Here is a 17,945-nt window from a genome sequence, read left to right as displayed (position 1 = left end):
TATGTAGACAGAAACACGTATATTCGCAGAAAGTATGCGGGATACCCCGTTAAAAAAATGTAAGATATGAAATCAATGAATTATTCTCTTATCCGCACTATTTGTGCGCTTGTCATCGGCCTGGTGTTGGTGCTCTGGCCGGACGCGGCAATTAATTATATTGTCATAACCATTGGCATATTGTTCCTGATTCCGGGATTTATTGTGCTGATTGGTTATTTCGGTACCAAACCCGAACCGGGTGTGTCCCGCCGTTTCCCTATCGAGGGGGTTGGAAGTCTGCTCTTCGGACTCTGGCTGGTTACGATGCCGGGCTTCTTTGCCGATGTACTGATGTTCCTGCTGGGCTTTATCCTGATTATGGGAGGCGTACAACAGATTGCATCCCTTTCGATGGCACGTCGCTGGATGCCTGTGCCGGGCGGCTTTTATGTGATACCGGCCCTGATCCTGATAGCGGGTGTCGTAGCCCTGTTCAATCCTACCGGAGCACGCAACACGGCTTTCATGATAATCGGTATCAGCAGCTTGGTTTATGCCATTTCCGAACTGATCAACTGGTTCAAGTTTGCCCGTCGCCGTCCTAAAACTCCGGTGAAAGGAGAGATAGAGGACGCGGAGATCATTGAATAAAAGAAGAGAGGGTTGCCTCACGGCAATCCTCCCCCTGCAAACTTAAAACAACCAACAAAAGAAATAGGTTTCTGAAAGGGGATGTGCCAAAAACTTTTCACTACAGATTACACCGATTCTCACAGATTATCAACATTGATAATCAATGGTTTAAAATTTACTCTATGTTACTCTGCGTCCTCTGTGGTGAGTTTCAACACACTCTCTTAAGACTGTTTATCTTATAAATAACAACTCTCTGTATTTAGGCAGTGTCCACATCTGGTTGTCGACAATCAGTTCCAGTTTGTCGATGTGGTAACGAATCTCTTCCAGAGCCGGCACGATGGTGTCGTGGTAAGCAATGGCTTTTTCGCGTTCACTTTCTATCTTATTTGCCACTTTGCGGGCTTCGATCATTGCGTCTACATGTTCCTTGATGAAAGCGGTACGGTCGGCAATCTCTTCAATCAGTTCCAGGTTCTTGGCAGAAAGTCGGGCTGCTTTCTCTTCCGGAAAGAGGGATTTCATTTTATATACATTATCTATCAGGTCTGTCTGGTACTGTGTAGCAACAGGGATGATATGGTTCATGGCCAGATCACCCAATACGCGGGCTTCAATCTGGATTTTCTTGGTATAAGTTTCCCATTTCACTTCGTTGCGGGCCTTCAGTTCTTTCCGGTTCATCACGCCCACAGCTTCGAACATGGCTATCGTTTCGGGGCGCAGATAGTTGTCGAAGATGACAGGAACGCTTGTTTCACAATCCAGACCGCGACGGGCGGCTTCTTTTTTCCATTCGTCGCTGTATCCGTTGCCGTCGAAATGAATGGCTTTGCATTCCTTGATATATTTCCGGATCACGTCGAGAATGGCCGAAATCTTGGGCTCTCCCTTCTCAATCTGCTTGTCTACATCTTTCTTAAACCGTTTCAACTGGTCGGCGACAGCCGCGTTCAGGGCTATCATTGCGCTGGCACAGTTGGCTTCGGACCCTACGGCACGGAATTCGAAACGGTTTCCGGTGAATGCGAAAGGTGAAGTACGGTTCCGGTCCGTATTGTCAATCAGCAATTCGGGTATCTGTGGGATGTCCAGCTTCATGCCCTGTTTGCCGCTCAGGCTGATCAGGTCATCTTTCGTACTTTCTTCAATGTGTTCCAACACTTGTGAAAGCTGCTTGCCCAGGAAAGAGGAGATGATGGCGGGAGGCGCTTCGTTGGCTCCCAGCCGGTGTGCATTGGTGGCACTGGAGATGGATGCTTTCAGAAGTCCGTTATGGTGATAAACAGCCATCAGTGTATTGACGACGAATGTTACGAAACGCAGGTTATCTTCCGGAGTCTTGCCCGGAGCCATCAGCAGGATGCCGGTGTCCGTGCCCAGCGACCAGTTGTTGTGTTTGCCCGATCCGTTGACACCTTTGAACGGTTTTTCGTGGAGCAGTACACGGAAGCCGTGGCGGCGGCTAACTTTGCGCATCAGGGACATGATCAGCAGGTTGTGGTCATTGGCCAGGTTGCACTCTTCGAAGATAGGGGCCAGCTCAAACTGATTGGGCGCTACTTCGTTGTGGCGCGTTTTTACGGGGATGCCCAGTTTCAATGCTTCCACTTCCAGATCTTTCATGAAAGCGGCTACGCGGGTGGGGATGGCACCAAAGTAATGGTCTTCGAGCTGTTGGTTCTTGGCGCTGTCATGCCCCATCAGGGTACGTCCGGTCAGCAGCAGGTCCGGACGGGCGGCGTATAAGCCTTCGTCTACCAGGAAGTACTCTTGTTCCCATCCCAGGTAGGCATATACTTTTTTTACATCCGGATTGAAGTAACGGCAAACGGCTACAGCAGCTTTGTCTACTGCCCTCAGCGCTTTCAGTAACGGTGCTTTGTAATCGAGCGATTCACCTGTATAGGCGATGAAGATAGTCGGTATGCACAGCGTATCGTCTACAATGAAAGCAGGTGAGGAGGGATCCCATGCACTGTAACCACGAGCTTCGAAAGTGTTGCGGATACCTCCGTTCGGGAAAGACGAGGCATCCGGTTCCTGCTGAACCAGCAGTTTTCCGGTGAATTCTTCCATCATCCCCCCTTTTCCATCATGTTCTACAAAAGCGTCGTGCTTTTCGGCAGTGCCTTCGGTCAGTGGAGCAAACCAATGGGTATAGTGTGTGGCCCCCATCTCGATGGCCCATTTCTTCATACCGGCTGCAACCTCGTCGGCGATACTGCGATCCAGTGGTGCGCCGTTGTCAATCACATCGGTGAGTTTGCTGAACACATGGCTTGGCAGGTACTTAAACATCTTTTCCTTGTTGAAAACGTACATCCCGAAGTATTCCGACGGGCGTTCGGTGGGAGTTGCCACTTCTACGGCTTTTTTCTTAAAGGCCGTTTCTACGACTCTGAATCTGAGTTTTGACATAATGATTGAATTATTTATAAACTGTTTGGGTTTTGATTCACCACAGATTACACGGATTTCCACAGATTTTTAAATCTTAATCATCAACGGAATAATTCTTTAATCCGCGTCAATCTGTGGTGAAACCGTATTCATCTCCGCTTTGTATTCATGTTACCCGTATCACATGAAAGCTTTACAGCCAGTTCTTGATGCGCCGCATTGCCTCGATGCAATCGTTTCGTTCGCCAAATGCCGTCAGGCGGATGTAACCTTCTCCGCTGGGGCCGAAACCGACTCCCGGAGTTCCCACTACATTGGCTTCGTACAACATCTGGTCGAAGAAACGCCACGAACTGGTTCCATTGGGAGTCTTTACCCACAAATAAGGTGCGTTTACTCCTCCGTATACTTTCAGTCCGGTGGATTCCAGTCCTTCTTTCATGATGCGGGCGTTTGTCATATAATAATTGATCGTTTCCTGTATCTGTTCTTTCCCCTCGGGGCTATAAACCGCCTCTGCGGCACGTTGGGTGATATAAGACGTTCCGTTGAACTTGGTGCATTGGCGGCGGTTCCACATCCGGTTCAGAGGGATGCGTTCTCCCTCGAGTGTGGCTGCCGTCAGCTCTTTCGGCACAACGGTATATCCGCAGCGTATTCCGGTGAAACCTGCTGTTTTCGAGAAACTGCGAAACTCGATGGCACATTTCTTGGCTCCTTTGATTTCGTAGATGGAGTGGGGAATATCCGGTTCCCGAATGTAGGCCTCGTAAGCTGCGTCAAACAGGATCAGGGTATCATTGGCCAGTGCGTAATCTACCCATTTCTTCAGTTCAGCTTTTGTCAGCGTTGTACCGGTGGGATTATTGGGATAACAGAGGTAGACGATGTCAATGCGTTTCTCCGGAATGGCCGGGATGAAATGATTCTCGGCGGTACAAGGCATATAAGTGACGTTGCTCCATTTGCCACTTTCGGTATCCAGCACTCCGGCACGTCCGCACATCACGTTGCTGTCGATGTAAACCGGATAAATGGGATCTGTGACACCTACACTGTTATCGTGACGGAGAATGTCTCCGATATTACCCGTATCACTTTTGGCGCCGTCGTTGATAAATACTTCCGTAGGCGAAAGATGGATACCCCGTGGAGCATAGTCGTTTTTGATAATGGCCTCAATCAGGAAATCGTATCCTTGTTCGGGACCGTATCCGCGAAAGGTTTCGGTAGACGTCATCTCTTCGACTGCCTTGTGCATGGCCTCGATGCAGGCATTCGGAAGGGGACGGGTCACATCGCCGATCCCCAGCCGGATGATGTCCTGCTTCGGGTGTGTTATTTTAAAAGTATTGACCTTCTTCGCTATGTCCGAGAACAAGTAGCTTCCCGGTAATTTCAAAAAATGTTCGTTTACTAATGCCATATTGTTCTTGTTTTAAGTTTGAAATGTTATTCCTGAAAACTGAATCTTTATACCTTATCAAATGGACTGATACCTGAAATCCATTAACTATTCTCTTAGTTCTATTGTTCCGTCGAATACTTTAACTGCCGGTCCGGTCATGTATACATGGTCTGTTGCTTCGTCCCATTTTATGGTCAGTGTGCCTCCGTCCATCACGATATCTACGGTTCGTCCCGTCCGTCCGGTGAGATGGGCCGCTACGGCTGTTGCACAGGCGCCTGTCCCGCAGGCCTGTGTAATGCCCGATCCCCTTTCCCACACCCGCATACGGATCTTGTTTTCTCCTGTTATCTGTGCAAACTCCACGTTCGTACGGTCGGGGAAAAGCGGATGTTTTTCCAGCTTCGGGCCGATCTCCGGAAGGTCTATACTCCGGATATCGTCCACGAAGGTGACGAGGTGCGGATTCCCCATCGATACTTGCGTGGAGACGAATGGAAATTTGTTGTCGAAATCTATTGTTCCGGTTTCCAGTGGTACACCCATATCAACCGTTACGGCTTTTACCGTTTGGACTTCAAGGTGCAGTTTCAGCACTTTGATACCCGAGAGGGTTTCCAAGGTGATGATGTTTTTTGAGGTCAGTCCGTATTCATAAAGATACTTGCCGATGCACCGGCTTGCGTTACCGCACATCATTGCTTCCGAACCGTCGGCATTGAATATGCGCATGCTGAAATCTGCTTTGTCCGAATGACCGATCAAAACGAGCCCGTCACTGCCGATCCCCGTATGGCAGGCACTCCATTCGATGGCTGTTTTACCGGGATTGCGGATAGGAAACCTGAGGGTATTTACATAGATGTAATCGTTTCCTGCCCCATGCATTTTGGTGAATTGAATCGTTCTTGTCATTTTGATCTGTATTAATCGATTGATGTATCCTTTTGTTTTATTACTATGCAAAGATATGACTTTTTGTTTTGTATTTCTATTGAAAGCATGTCTTATATCTATTTATTTTAAGAGATCTTTCACTTTTTGATATTTCTGCCTGTTTTTACTTCTGAATTGAAATAAGAATGCTGCATATTTTTAATAAACTGTAATGAAGCGATTTTGTTCTGTGTCTCTTTTAGGATTTTGGGATAGGATAGATGAATTGATTTAGATCAATTGGGCATCTTTATAAAAGAGGAAAGAGGCTCCATCCTGACAGAATGAAACCTCTTTCTTCTTAAATGCTTTCTTTTTGTGTGCGGCTAACCGGACTGTATCAGAATATGTATTTGAGTCCGAAGTTGGATACAGTTAAATCTCTATATCAATGATGGAGGAGATAAAACAATTTCAAATGTCTAAGATATGTAATGCTTTTAGTAGTTTAACCAAAGTTTCAACTGAGGTATTTTATCACGGCTGACGATTATCTTATCTTTAAAAGGAGGTTTTACATGTAAAATGGCTTTTCCCAGAAAATACGATTCAATCCGCTCAATAGCGTTAATACTGATCACTGTCTGCCGGCTACTTCGGAAAAAGATATCCGGATTGAGTTGTTCCATCAGCCTGTCCAGAGAGAGATCGATAATATGTTCCCTGTTTTGCTTGGTAACGGCAAAAGTTATTTTGTTTTCAGAATAGAAATAGGCGATATCTTCAACTTGCAGGGTAAAAAGTTTATCTTCGCCTGATATAAGAAAACGGGTGCGATACTTTTTGCACGGATTGGCTATGTTTTGTAAAATGTCTATTAGATCGGTTGTCTTTTGCTCCTGTACCAGATATTTGGTGGTAAGATGTTCGAACTTGGCAATAGCTTCTTCCAGCCGGACACTGTCTATCGGTTTAAGTAAATAGTCAATGCTATTGACGGCAAAAGCCCTAATAGCATATTCATCGTATGCAGTGGTAAAGATGATAGTGCTCTCCGGACGTGCTTGTTCGATAAATGTGAATGAAATGCCGTCTGTCAGTTGTATGTCAAGAAAAACAATATCCGGATGTGGATTCTTATTAAACCATTCTACACTTTTTTCTACACTGCCGGGCAATATCGTGACTTGCCATTCGGGACGTATTTCATTTATGATCTTATTCAATCGGCGGGCCGCCGGAATTTCGTCTTCAATAATAACAGCTGTAATTTTATTCATTTAATAGGGGAACTTTAACGGTGAAATAATTAGTATTACTTTCTATGAGGATATTCTTATCGCATATCAGACGATAGCGGATTGAAAGATTCTTTAGCCCCATTCCCGTAGTAGCTACATTGGGCTTTACTCTAATTTCATTGGTTACCGCCAACATACCACTTTGTTGTTCGTAATCAATCAGTATCTTCATCGGATAATCCATATTAATAATGTTGTGTTTAATGACGTTTTCTACTAATAACTGTAGGGCCAACGAAGGTAACTTCAAATCGTAATTGTGTAACTCTACCTTGTTATCGATTCGGATACAATCTCCTAAACGAACTTTATGAAGAAAGATGTAGGAATCAATGAAAGACAATTCCGATTTTAAAGTAACCAAGCGCTGTTGCTGGCTTTGTAATATATACCGGTATACGTCGGACAAGCGCTGGGTGAATAGAACGGCGTTTCGGGGAGAATATTCTATTTCGGAGATAAGCGTATTGAGGCTGTTGAAAAGAAAATGCGGATTCAGTTGATTCTGTAAGGCTACGTATTGGGCTTTTATGGAAGCTTCTTCAAATTGCTCTGCCTTTTCGTGCAAAAGAACCAATTGCCTGTAGAAGTTGATAGTCAAAGTTAGATTGGTTATCACCATTTCTACTAACCAGACCAGGGCTATTATTCTTAATCCTCGGCCTTTTAGGATAAAAGGTTCGGAAACCTCAAATATGGCTTTTACTATTGACCAGACCAGATAATTCATCAAAAACAGTATGATCGCAGTAAGGATGCAGTCAATAATTAATCGATCTTTGCGTTTGACCAGGAACTGGAAACTGCGCTTCTGCCAGTTGTGAATCATCAATACTCCGAAACCAACCAGATTAAAAGCGGCAAGTATCAATATGAACGACTTAAAAGAAATCAATACTTCCAAATGCTTCGGAGCCAAGTCGGAGTACAGCACGAGAAACAGATATGAAAAAGATGCTAACCCTGAGAATAGCAAGCCATTGAACAAATGATTGTATTTTTGTCGCATATTGATTGTAGACTTTATGTGTATATTACAAATTTAGTAAAAAAAACAAGAGGAGACACAAAATATCACAATGGTTCTGGGCAACCTCTTGTTTCTCGAAAAATAGTATAAACAAATGCCTATGCGGAAACTGGCGTTATTCTCTTATTCCGTAATTCCGTCCGGTAATTCACTTTTATGGATAATGTAATTATTACTTTAATACTTGATTATGGCCTGAAAACAATCTTTTTACCTTAAAGTGATGTACCTTTGAAAACGTTAGCTTTAGTCAAAGGAAGTAAACTTCCGGTCAGTGTGAAACGATTTGAATTGAAGTTCGGACTTATATCTACCGACGCATTATTACTTCCCTTGTCCAAGCGAATGTTTACTTGTGCGGATATTCCGGTTCCCATTACGCTCATTGATACGAATATATTTCCTTTTTTGTCGGTAGTCTGTTTGTAGTTGGAGGTACTACCTTCGACGGTGATACCACCCAAACCGTTAGGACCGCTAACGGGTATGTTGAAAGCTACCTGAACCACGGCCTTGTCATCTTTTACTGCTACAAAATTTGTATTCGAAGAAACGAAGGCCGATGTACCGTGCTTAAATATCACATGGTCGGCCTCTAAAATGAAATTTTTCATGGTAATTGCCTGTTTGGCTTCATCAAATAATGCTTGATCCAGTAATTCCTGTTCAGCTTTCTTTTGTTTACGTGTCATTTCTTTTGCTGTTTGTGCCTGTACATTTCCCAGACAAACGAATAACAGCAACACCGGTAATACTGATAACTTTTTCATGATTCTAATTTTTTAAAGTTATATATTTTCTTTTGCTCAAAGATAGAACGTTTGCTTTATTTTTTTTCAAGTTTATTTTCTGAATTGTAAACGGTAGTTGCTAAATTGTAAATATGGTATGCTGAATCGTAAAAGTAACATTTTAAATAGATACGGAATGGTTTTTGTAGCTATGAGACACGAAGTCGGGATTGAAAAAACTCCCTTGAGTGGGCGTGTACTCACTCAAGGGAGAATTAAAAAAATGATTGGATACGGAGATTTATTTTTTCAACAGATTTTGCAGTTGTACCGGTTCATTGGTGGTGATGAAATCTACTTTACGATCGATCAGCCATTTCATGTCATCCGTCTTGTTCACAGTCCAGGCATTCACTTTCATGCCCAAATCATGGCATTCCCGGATCCATTCGGGATGTTTGCGGAATACTGTGTAATGATAGTCCGGCCCGGCACATCCTAATTCTTTCAGCTCCTTGGGAGACAAATTACCGTCCAGATAATAAACCGGGGTTCCTGCCGGAGCCAGGCGGATGAATTCTTTCGTGGCATGCAGGGAGAAGGTGATGTATTCCATCCGGTTTTCCAGTCCCATATCTTTTACCAGTGCAACGATTTTTTCGATGGCTTTTGTTTCGCGTTGGGGAGTGGTGTGTGCTTTCAGCTCAAGAATCAACCGGGTGTGTAGCGGTTGTGCCGCTTTCAAGTATTTGGCAAGGGTAGGCAGGCTCTCCCCGTTATCCAGTTTGATGGCTGTCAGTGCGGTGGAAGGTGAGTTTTCCATCCTTTTCCCTTTAAATGTGGGATCATGGTTGACCACTAACTGGTCATCGGCTGCCAGCCATACATCAAACTCCGAACCGTAGCATCCGATGGAGTCGGCTTTTAGCAAGGCGGCGATACTGTTTTGCGCAGAACCTTCGGTTTTCCAGAATCCGCGATGTGCAATGACCTGGGTTTGCGCAGCGGCATTGTATGCTGAAAAAAGCAGGGCAGAGGCAAACAGAAGTTTTTTTATTTTCATATATTTCAGTTTTTGGTTCGCCTTCAAAGATATAAAAAAGTAACGCAAATCAGCAGGATAAGGATGCTAATCTGCGTTAAACAAAGCTATAAATTTCTTTTAAATCTCTTTACAATACATTCCTGTGTACCGAAAATGGGAGTATGGGTAGGAGCAACGCTTCTGTGGATAGGGTGTAGCCATCCGTTTGTCGGGGCTACACCCTGAGCGTCCGATGGCTACACCCTTTGCCTATTAGAGTTACCCCCTTTTTAATATGCTTCTACGTGTATCCCTTTTACGGCACGTCCGCTGGGATCGTTCAGGTTCTTGAATGCGGTGTCCCATGTTAGTGCCTCGGCTGTCGAACAGGCTACACTGGGAATGCTGGGCACACTGCGGGCAGCGCTTTCACTGGGGAAGTGCTCTTCGAAGATACTGCGGTAGTAATACTCTTCCTTATTCATTGGGGGATGGATAGGAAAACGTTCTGCAGCGTGTGCCATCTGGTCGTCACTGACAGCCGTTGCGGTGATCTCTTTCAACGTATCTATCCAACTATATCCTACACCGTCACTGAACTGCTCCTTTTGGCGCCAAGCGATGCCGGAGGGGAGCATACCCGCAAAGGCTTCACGCAGGACTTTCTTTTCGATGACTTTTCCCGGAGCCATTTTTACTTTGGGATCAAGCCGCATTGCCACATCGAGAAACTCTTTGTCGAGGAAAGGGACACGTCCTTCCACTCCCCACGCTGCCAGGCTCTTATTGGCACGAAGGCAGTCGTATAAATGCAGCTTGGATAGTTTCCTTACGGTTTCTTCGTGGAAAGCCCGGGCATCCGGTGCTTTGTGGAAATAGAGGTAACCGCCGAAGATTTCGTCGGCACCTTCACCGCTTAGTACCATCTTGATGCCCATCGACTTGATGACACGTGCCAATAGATACATCGGTGTGGAAGCCCGGACGGTAGTGACATCGTATGTCTCGATGAAATAAATGACATCCCGGATTGCATCGAGCCCTTCCTGAAGGGTGTAGTTTATTTCGTGATGAACAGTACCGATGTATTCGGCCACTTCACGTGCCTTGACTAAGTCCGGTGCACCCTTCAGCCCGACAGCAAAGGAGTGGAGCTGCGGCCACCAGGCATCGCTTGCACCGTCCGTTTCAATACGTTTGGCTGCATACTTCTTGGCAATGGCAGAGATAACAGAGCTGTCCAGTCCGCCCGAAAGAAGTACTCCGTAAGGTACGTCGGACATCAGCTGGCGGTGTACTGCTTCTTCAAGAGCGTCATGAATCTGTCGGCAGGGAGAGGTGCCGTTTTCTTTCGCCACTTTTTCATAATCCATCCAGTCGCGGGTATACCAGCGTTTCATTTTTCCTTCTTTACTGTGATAGTAGTGTCCGGGAAGGAAGGGCTCGTACTCGTCGCAGAATCCTTCGAGTGCCTTGAGCTCGCTGCCAAAGTAGATGTGTCCTTCGGAATCTTTTCCTATATATAAAGGTATTACTCCGATGGGGTCACGGGCGATCAGGTATTCATCTTTCTCTTCATCATAAAGGGCGAAAGCAAAAATACCGTTGAGATCCTCAAGGAAACGGATGCCTTTGTCGCGGTAAAGTGCAAGGATCACTTCACAGTCACTTCCAGTCTGGAACTCGTAACGGCCGGCATACCGGGCACGGATGTCACGGTGATTATAAATTTCGCCATTGACGGCCAGTACCAGTTTCCGGTCGGGCGAGTAAAGGGGCTGTCCTCCGCTTTGAGGGTCGACGATAGAAAGGCGCTCGTGTGCCAGGATGGCACTTCCACCACAATAAATTCCACTCCAGTCGGGTCCCCGATGCCGGATTTTCCGTGCCATCTGTAAGGCTTTGCTTCTGAGTTCTCTGCTCTGAATTTTTATATTAAAAATTCCTGCTATTCCACACATAATCGTAATTGTTTTAAAGGGTTAATGTCTGATGATGAATAAACTACGTGCTGTTCACCGCTTGGCGTTTAAATATTTTTCTATCTCTGTCGCTGCTGTACGTCCGCTTGCCATGGCACGCACCACAAGGCTTGCGCCTGTTGCTGCGTCTCCGGCGATGAATACGTTTTCGGCAAATACTGGCTGTTCGGGTTTGAGGAATCCCATCGCTAATAAAACCATATCTGCTTCGATTATTTCCTTTTTTCCGGTCGGCTTCATAATAGAGCGTTCGTTGACGGGGTCCGGTAACCATTCCACTTCTTCTACTTCCACTCCGGTGACTTTACCGTTCTTTCCGAGGAACCGGTTGGAAGTCAGGCTCCAGCGACGGATACAGCCTTCTTCGTGGCTGGAGGTGGTTTTCAGTACAGCCGGCCATTGTGGCCACGGAGTGGCAGGATTATGGGCAACAGGAGGCTTGGGCATGATTTCGATTTGTGTCACGCAGGCCGCCCCTTGACGAATGCTTGTGCCGATACAATCGGAGCCTGTGTCTCCGCCACCGATGACCAGCACTTTTCGGCCTTTCGCATTTACTTGCCCGTCTTTGGAAAAAGTTTCTCCTTCAATGATTCGGTTTTGTCCGCTCAACAGCTCAAGAGCGAAATGGATTCCTTTCAACTCGCGTCCCGGAATGGGCAGATCCCGGGGTGTTTCCGCTCCGGTGCAGATGCAATAGGCATCGAAATCGGAAGTGCGACTCTCCGGAGTGAGTTTATGCGTGTCGATCTCGGTTCCCATTCTGAATTCAATGCCTTCCGCTTCCAGGAGCTTCATCCGGCGGTCGATAATGACTTTATTCAGTTTGAAATTGGGGATTCCGTAGCGAAGTAATCCACCCGGAGCTGCTGCTTTATCGAAAACGGTGACGGCATACCCCGAGCGGTTTAAGCGGTTGGCAACCGTCAGTCCGGCAGGGCCGGAACCGATGACGGCTACCCGTTTTCCATTTCGTTTGGGAATTGCCGGCATGATATAACCTTCTCGGAAAGCTGCTTCCACGATGGCTGCTTCATTTTCACGGATGGTGACAGGGGCGTCACACGATAGCTTCAGTACGCACGACTTCTCACAGAGTGCCGGGCAGATGCGTCCGGTAAACTCCGGGAAGTCGCACGTGGCAGACAATATCTGGTAGGCCTCACGCCATTTTCCCTTGTAGAGTGCGTCTTGCCATTCGGGTTGCTTGTTGCCCAACGGACAAGCCCAATGGCAGAAGGGGACACCGCAATCCATGCAGCGTGAAGCCTGAAGTTTGCGGTCACTTGTGTTGAGGGTCTGTTCCACCTCACTGAAATCAGTGATGCGCTCGTGTACGGGGCGGTATCCGGCCTCGTGACGGGGAATATTTAAGAATGCTTTTGGATCTCCCATTTTTATTTACGATTTTATAGTTTACGATTGAGATTGGTATCTGATATACAGGTTCGGCGGCTTATCTAATAGTCTCTCTGCATATCTGCGATTTTCTGTTGCAGTTTCCGCATCTGTTCTTCCTGCAACACCTTTTTATATTCGATCGGTACCACCTGGATGAATTCGTCCACGCAGTGATTCCAATTGTCGAGCATGGTGCGTGCCAGTTTTGAGCCTGTATAGAGATAATGTTGGCGGATCAGTTCATGAAGTTCTTTGCGATAGCCGGCTTCTTCGATCAGTGAAAGTTCCACCATCTCCATGTTGCAGAAATAGTCGAAGTTTCCTTCTTTGTTCCATACATAGGCTACGCCGCCCGACATGCCGGCTGCAAAGTTGCGTCCGGTCTGTCCCAACACGACCACCCGTCCGCCGGTCATGTATTCGCAACAATGGTCACCCACACCTTCGACAACAGCGACGGCTCCGGAGTTTCTCACCGCAAAACGTTCGCCCGCACGTCCATTGATGTATACTTCACCACTGGTGGCTCCGTATAGCAGGGTGTTTCCGGCAATGGTGTTTTCTTCCGCTTCGAAATTGCTCCGTACCGGTGGAAGTACGGCGATACGTCCGCCACTCAATCCTTTTCCCAAATAGTCGTTGGCTTCGCCCTCCAGCTTGAAGTTGACTCCCGGTACAAGGAAGGCACCGAATGACTGTCCGGCGGAACCTTTGAATTTGACGTTCAGCGTATGTTCCGGCAGACCTTTTTCTCCATACCGGGTAGCGATGGCACCTGAGAGCATGGCACCGCACGCGCGGTCAGTGTTGGCAATGGTATATTCCAGAGAGACTTCCCGTTGGCGTTCGATGGCTTCGCGGGCGGCATGGATTATTTCCACATCTTTCACCGCCGAGATACCGTGGTCCTGATTGGTGGTATGCAGAATGGCAGCCCGGTTGTCAACCCGTGCCAGCAACCTGCTGAAGTCAATCAGGCTGTGCTTGGGGAGCATATCTTGGGGGGTGCGTTCGATCAGGTCCGTCCGTCCGATAATGTCGTCCAGCTTTCCGACACCTATTTCCGCAAGATACTCGCGTACCTCCTGTGCCAGGAAAGTGAAGAAGTTCACCAGGTATTCGCTGCGTCCGTGGAAGCGTCTACGTAATTCTTCATTTTGTGTGGCCACGCCTACCGGGCAAGTATTCTGATGACACTTGCGCATCATGACACATCCCAGAACAATCAGGGCAGAGGTGGCAAATCCAAACTCTTCGGCTCCCAACATTGCCATCAGGATGATGTCCCGTCCGGTTTTCAGCTGTCCGTCCACTTGGAGCATGACTTGACCTCTCAGTCCGTTCAGCACCAGGGTTTGCTGGGTTTCACTCAATCCTAATTCGGGTGGGATGCCGGCGTAACGGATGGAAGAGGCGGATGAAGCTCCTGTTCCGCCTTCGGCACCGGAGATGACGATCAGGTCGGCTTTGGCCTTGGCTACACCTGCGGCAATGGTGCCGACTCCGCTTTCGGCTACCAGTTTGACACTGATTCTCGCCCGGGGATTTACGTTTTTCAAGTCGAAGATAAGTTGTGCCAGATCTTCGATTGAATAAATATCATGGTGAGGAGGAGGGGAAATCAGCGAGATGCCCGGTATGGAGTGACGGGTACGGGCTATCACTTCGTCCACCTTATAGCCGGGCAACTGTCCGCCTTCGCCCGGCTTGGCGCCTTGTGCAATCTTGATCTGTATTTCATCCGCGTTTACCAGATATTCGGCAGTCACGCCAAAACGTCCCGAAGCTACCTGTTTGATGGCACTTCTCAGGTTTGTTCCGTCCGGACGCGGGGTGAATCGCTTGGCATCTTCACCTCCTTCACCGGTATTGCTCCGTCCGTGAATGGCATTCATGGCGATGGCCATTGTCTCGTGTGCTTCCCGGCTGATCGAACCGTAACTCATGGCACCGGTAACAAAACGTTTCATGATGTTTTCAACGGGCTCTACCTTGTCGATAGAGATAGGCGACCGTTTGAATCCCAGGAAATCGCGCAGAAAGATGGGCATTTCTTTTTCATCTGCCATTTGTGTAAACTCTTTGAATTTCTTGTAGCTGCCCAGGCGGGTTGCCAGTTGCAGGGCACTGATCGTTTCCGGATTCCAGGCATGTTTTTCCCCGTCTTTTCGGAAAGAGTATAAGCCTTTGTTGGGCAGAATGTCATCACTGTTTTCCGCTGCGAATCCTTCATTGTGGAAAGCGATGGCATCTTTGGCTATCTCTTCAAGCCGGATGCCGCCGATGGTAGAGGGCAGGCCGCCGAAACAAGCCTTGCTCAGTTCTTCGCTTAATCCTATAGCTTCGAATATTTTTGCTCCCCGGTATGAACGGATGGTACTGATCCCCATTTTACTCATGATTTTGAAGAGCCCTTTGCAGATGGCTTTGATGTAGTTCTTTTCTGCTGTGGCATAATCGAGTTGGATATCTTTACCGGTAACGAGCTTGTCGAGAATGGCAAAGGCCATGTAGGGGTTCAATGCGCTGGCTCCGAAGCCAAGCAGCAGGGCTGCATGCATCACTTCGCGTATCTCGCCGCTTTCTACTACCAGAGCAGTCTGGACACGTTTGCCCACTGAGATCAGATAATGATGCACTGCACTGACAGCCAGTAAGGATGGAATGGCAGCATGTGTGGCATCGACCTCTCTGTCGGTCAGTACGATGTAGTTGACTCCCTCTACGACGGAGGCTTCTGCCTGCTTGCACAGGGCGGTCAGTGCCTCTTGAAGTCCGGCTTTTCCTTTATCAGCCTCAAACAGCATGGGCAGCTTTACCGTTTTGAATCCTTTATACCGGATATTGCATAAGATATCCAGTTGGGCATTGTTCAGTACAGGGTGGTTGAGGCGCACCATTTTGCAATGACTCTCGCTGGGGGTGAGAATGTTCATGCCCACAGCACCGATATATTCCGTCAGCGACATCACCAATTCCTCGCGGATGGGATCGATGGGAGGGTTTGTCACTTGTGCAAATTGTTGCCGGAAGTAATTGTACAAGAGTTGTGGTTTATCCGAGAGTACGGCCAGGGGGGTGTCGTTGCCCATCGAATTGATCGGTTCGGCCCCTCCGGTCGCCATCGGGGTGATGATCTTTTCGATGTCTTCTTTTGAATAGCCGAAGGTACGTAGCATGCGGCCGTAGTTCTCTACACTGTGTGATACTTTGCGTCCACTTTTCAGTTCATTCAGTTCAATCCGGTTGTTGGCGAGCCAGGTACGGTAAGGCTTGGCCTCCGCCAACTGTTTTTTCAGTTCACCGTCGTAGTAGATCTCACCTTTTTCGGTGTCTACCAACAATATCTTGCCCGGTTGCAGGCGTCCTTTCTCTTTGATATCTCCGGGCTCGAAGTCCATTACGCCGACTTCGGAGGCCACTACCATCATGTTGTTGTGAGTAATCAGATAGCGGGCGGGGCGTAGTCCGTTACGGTCGAGCATACCTCCCGCATAGCGACCGTCGCTGAACAGCAGGGCAGCCGGTCCGTCCCATGGTTCCATCAGGATGGAGTGATATTCGTAGAATGCTTTCAGGTCTTCGCTGATCGGATTCTTTTCGTTGAATGATTCCGGTACCAGCATAGCCATGGCATGTGGCAAGCTGAGGCCGGACATTACCAGGAACTCGAGTACGTTATCTAAAGAGGCGCTGTCACTTCCACCCGGCTGGATGATGGGGCGGAGCTCCCTGATATCCCCCAAGGTAGGTGAGGAGAGTACGCTTTCCCTTGCTTCCATCCATCCCCGGTTACCGCGAATGGTATTTATTTCACCGTTGTGTGCCAGTAGACGGAAGGGTTGCGCCAGTCCCCATGTGGGAAATGTGTTGGTGCTGAAACGTGAGTGTACCAATGCAAGTCCGCTGGTGAAATAGTTGTTTGTCAGATCGGGGAAATAACTACGCAACTGTAAGGATGACAACATACCTTTATATATGATGCTTTTGGTAGACAGCGACACAATGTAAAAGTCGTCTTTTGCCGGGACAGATGATTTGCGTATCCGGTTTTCAATCCTTTTTCTTATCACATAGAGTTTGCGGTCGGCTGTCTCCGTTTCCGTAAATCCGGTGATGAATATCTGTTTGATGTCCGGTTCGGCTGTTCGTGCCGATTCACCCAATATGTCCGGGCAAGTAGGTACATTGCGCAGGTGCATCAGTGTTAATCCTTCTTTTTCAATCTCCTCGATAATAATACTCAGAATGGTTGCCCGGTCTTCTTCGTTTTTGGGGAGGAAAATCAAACCTGTTCCGTACTTCCCTTTTTCGGGGACAGGTATGCCTTGCAACAAGATAAATTCATGAGGAATCTGGAGCATGATGCCTGCGCCGTCTCCTGTTTTGTTATCCGCTCCTTCGGCACCACGGTGACGCATGTTTTCCAGTACTTTTAGTGCGGACTCCACAATGTCGTGCGATTTTCCCCCGTCAATGTTCACCAACATACCCACTCCGCAGGCATCATGTTCGTTCATTGCATGATAGAGCCCCAACTGTTCGGGCAGTCGTTGACAGGGCAACTCTTTTGTTTCGTTGTTAAAAAGTTCTTGTTCCTTCATTCTGTTTAGCTTTATTATACGATAATACCTGTTTGTTGTATCAAAATGTTTGGCAAAAATAGGGATTTAATTTCATTATGATATGTATTGCGCGCCTTTGTGTGACACTAATTCTCTTTTTAGTTTTTTGATATTTCAGATCGTAAGTAAATTAACTACTTTTTGTTTCAAACTGTAACTTGCTTCCATTATATCATTAAACGATTGTAATCTCTTTCTTTTTGAGACTGAAATAATAGATAAATTAACGTTTTGATATTAAAACAACTTTTTTGTACGTTTATGTCAAATATTTATAGGAAAACTAATCTTTATGTTATTTAGATTATGTATCTTTGCACGCGAAAACAAAAAAGGATAATATGTGTGGAATGGTAGGCTATATTGATATGTATCAGCCGAAAGGCGAAGCATCTGTTTTTATTGCTAACGGCAATCTTGAAATTTCCACCGTTATCCTCCAAGAATTTCTATCCCAAAGTTATACTTCCTGTAACAGTACCTGTACAGAGATCCCCGTTCATTTCGTTTCATGTTTCCTGCAGAGTTACCGGTTTTGTAAGACCG

General features: G+C 46.9%; 11 protein-coding genes. 1 reads left to right on the top strand and 10 read right to left on the bottom strand.

Annotation, left to right across the window (positions count from 1 at the left end; genetic code table 11):
* The first annotated feature begins 66 nt into the window (after positions 1 to 66).
* A complete protein-coding gene (locus tag G7Y45_RS14830) occupies positions 67 to 633 on the top strand; it encodes an HdeD family acid-resistance protein (protein WP_005778321.1) in 567 nt (188 codons plus the stop codon).
* A 216-nt stretch (positions 634 to 849) separates the two neighbouring features.
* On the opposite strand, the gene G7Y45_RS14825 is transcribed toward G7Y45_RS14830, so the two are convergent.
* The 10 genes from G7Y45_RS14825 to gltB all read right to left on the bottom strand — a co-directional run bounded on the left by G7Y45_RS14825 (position 850) and on the right by gltB (position 17,378).
* A complete protein-coding gene (locus G7Y45_RS14825) occupies positions 850 to 3,039 on the bottom strand; it encodes a glutamine synthetase III (RefSeq protein ID WP_005778318.1) in 2,190 nt (729 codons plus the stop codon).
* 175 nt (positions 3,040 to 3,214) lie between these two features.
* Entirely contained in the window at positions 3,215 to 4,447 is a 1,233-nt protein-coding gene (locus tag G7Y45_RS14820; protein ID WP_005778316.1) for an LL-diaminopimelate aminotransferase, read from the bottom strand.
* A gap of 87 nt (positions 4,448 to 4,534) precedes the next feature.
* The gene (gene dapF, locus G7Y45_RS14815) at positions 4,535 to 5,344 is read right to left on the bottom strand and encodes a diaminopimelate epimerase (protein ID WP_032530055.1); all 810 of its coding nucleotides are present in this window, start codon (positions 5,342 to 5,344) and stop codon (positions 4,535 to 4,537) included.
* A 461-nt stretch (positions 5,345 to 5,805) separates the two neighbouring features.
* A complete protein-coding gene (locus G7Y45_RS14810) occupies positions 5,806 to 6,585 on the bottom strand; it encodes a LytTR family DNA-binding domain-containing protein (protein ID WP_022012618.1) in 780 nt (259 codons plus the stop codon).
* Entirely contained in the window at positions 6,578 to 7,615 is a 1,038-nt protein-coding gene (locus G7Y45_RS14805; protein ID WP_165015219.1) for a sensor histidine kinase, read from the bottom strand. Before G7Y45_RS14805 ends, G7Y45_RS14810 begins: the two co-directional genes overlap by 8 nt.
* Positions 7,616 to 7,851: 236 nt before the next feature.
* Positions 7,852 to 8,406, bottom strand: a complete 555-nt coding sequence (locus G7Y45_RS14800) for a DUF4251 domain-containing protein (RefSeq protein WP_005820573.1) — start codon at positions 8,404 to 8,406, stop codon at positions 7,852 to 7,854.
* 262 nt (positions 8,407 to 8,668) lie between these two features.
* Complete coding sequence (locus G7Y45_RS14795; protein WP_005820571.1) at positions 8,669 to 9,430, bottom strand: glycerophosphodiester phosphodiesterase family protein; 762 nt, start codon at positions 9,428 to 9,430, stop codon at positions 8,669 to 8,671.
* Positions 9,431 to 9,681: 251 nt separating this feature from the next.
* Entirely contained in the window at positions 9,682 to 11,352 is a 1,671-nt protein-coding gene (asnB, locus tag G7Y45_RS14790; protein ID WP_165015216.1) for an asparagine synthase B, read from the bottom strand.
* A gap of 54 nt (positions 11,353 to 11,406) precedes the next feature.
* Positions 11,407 to 12,768: a glutamate synthase subunit beta gene (locus tag G7Y45_RS14785; protein WP_032540501.1), complete on the bottom strand. Its 1,362-nt coding sequence runs from the start codon at positions 12,766 to 12,768 to the stop codon at positions 11,407 to 11,409.
* A gap of 65 nt (positions 12,769 to 12,833) precedes the next feature.
* The gene (gene gltB, locus G7Y45_RS14780; protein WP_165015213.1) at positions 12,834 to 17,378 is read right to left on the bottom strand and encodes a glutamate synthase large subunit; all 4,545 of its coding nucleotides are present in this window, start codon (positions 17,376 to 17,378) and stop codon (positions 12,834 to 12,836) included.
* Between the last annotated feature and the right edge of the window lie 567 nt (positions 17,379 to 17,945).

The sequence above is a fragment of the Bacteroides sp. ZJ-18 genome (genome assembly GCF_011038705.2).
GTDB classification, from domain to species: domain Bacteria; phylum Bacteroidota; class Bacteroidia; order Bacteroidales; family Bacteroidaceae; genus Bacteroides; species Bacteroides hominis.
The sequence above is the reverse complement of the archived record's forward strand: the minus strand, read 5'-3'. Positions and strand labels throughout refer to the sequence as shown.

Bases quoted from the DNA above. Each gene is read 5' to 3' on its own strand.
- G7Y45_RS14830 (WP_005778321.1), top strand. From the start codon at position 67: ATGAAATCAATGAATTATTCTCTTATCCGCACTATTTGTGCGCTTGTC.
- G7Y45_RS14825 (WP_005778318.1), bottom strand. From the start codon at position 3,039: ATGTCAAAACTCAGATTCAGAGTCGTAGAAACGGCCTTTAAGAAAAAA.
- G7Y45_RS14820 (WP_005778316.1), bottom strand. From the start codon at position 4,447: ATGGCATTAGTAAACGAACATTTTTTGAAATTACCGGGAAGCTACTTG.
- dapF (WP_032530055.1), bottom strand. From the start codon at position 5,344: ATGACAAGAACGATTCAATTCACCAAAATGCATGGGGCAGGAAACGAT.
- G7Y45_RS14810 (WP_022012618.1), bottom strand. From the start codon at position 6,585: ATGAATAAAATTACAGCTGTTATTATTGAAGACGAAATTCCGGCGGCC.
- G7Y45_RS14805 (WP_165015219.1), bottom strand. From the start codon at position 7,615: ATGCGACAAAAATACAATCATTTGTTCAATGGCTTGCTATTCTCAGGG.
- G7Y45_RS14800 (WP_005820573.1), bottom strand. From the start codon at position 8,406: ATGAAAAAGTTATCAGTATTACCGGTGTTGCTGTTATTCGTTTGTCTG.
- G7Y45_RS14795 (WP_005820571.1), bottom strand. From the start codon at position 9,430: ATGAAAATAAAAAAACTTCTGTTTGCCTCTGCCCTGCTTTTTTCAGCA.
- asnB (WP_165015216.1), bottom strand. From the start codon at position 11,352: ATGTGTGGAATAGCAGGAATTTTTAATATAAAAATTCAGAGCAGAGAA.
- G7Y45_RS14785 (WP_032540501.1), bottom strand. From the start codon at position 12,768: ATGGGAGATCCAAAAGCATTCTTAAATATTCCCCGTCACGAGGCCGGA.
- gltB (WP_165015213.1), bottom strand. From the start codon at position 17,378: ATGAAGGAACAAGAACTTTTTAACAACGAAACAAAAGAGTTGCCCTGT.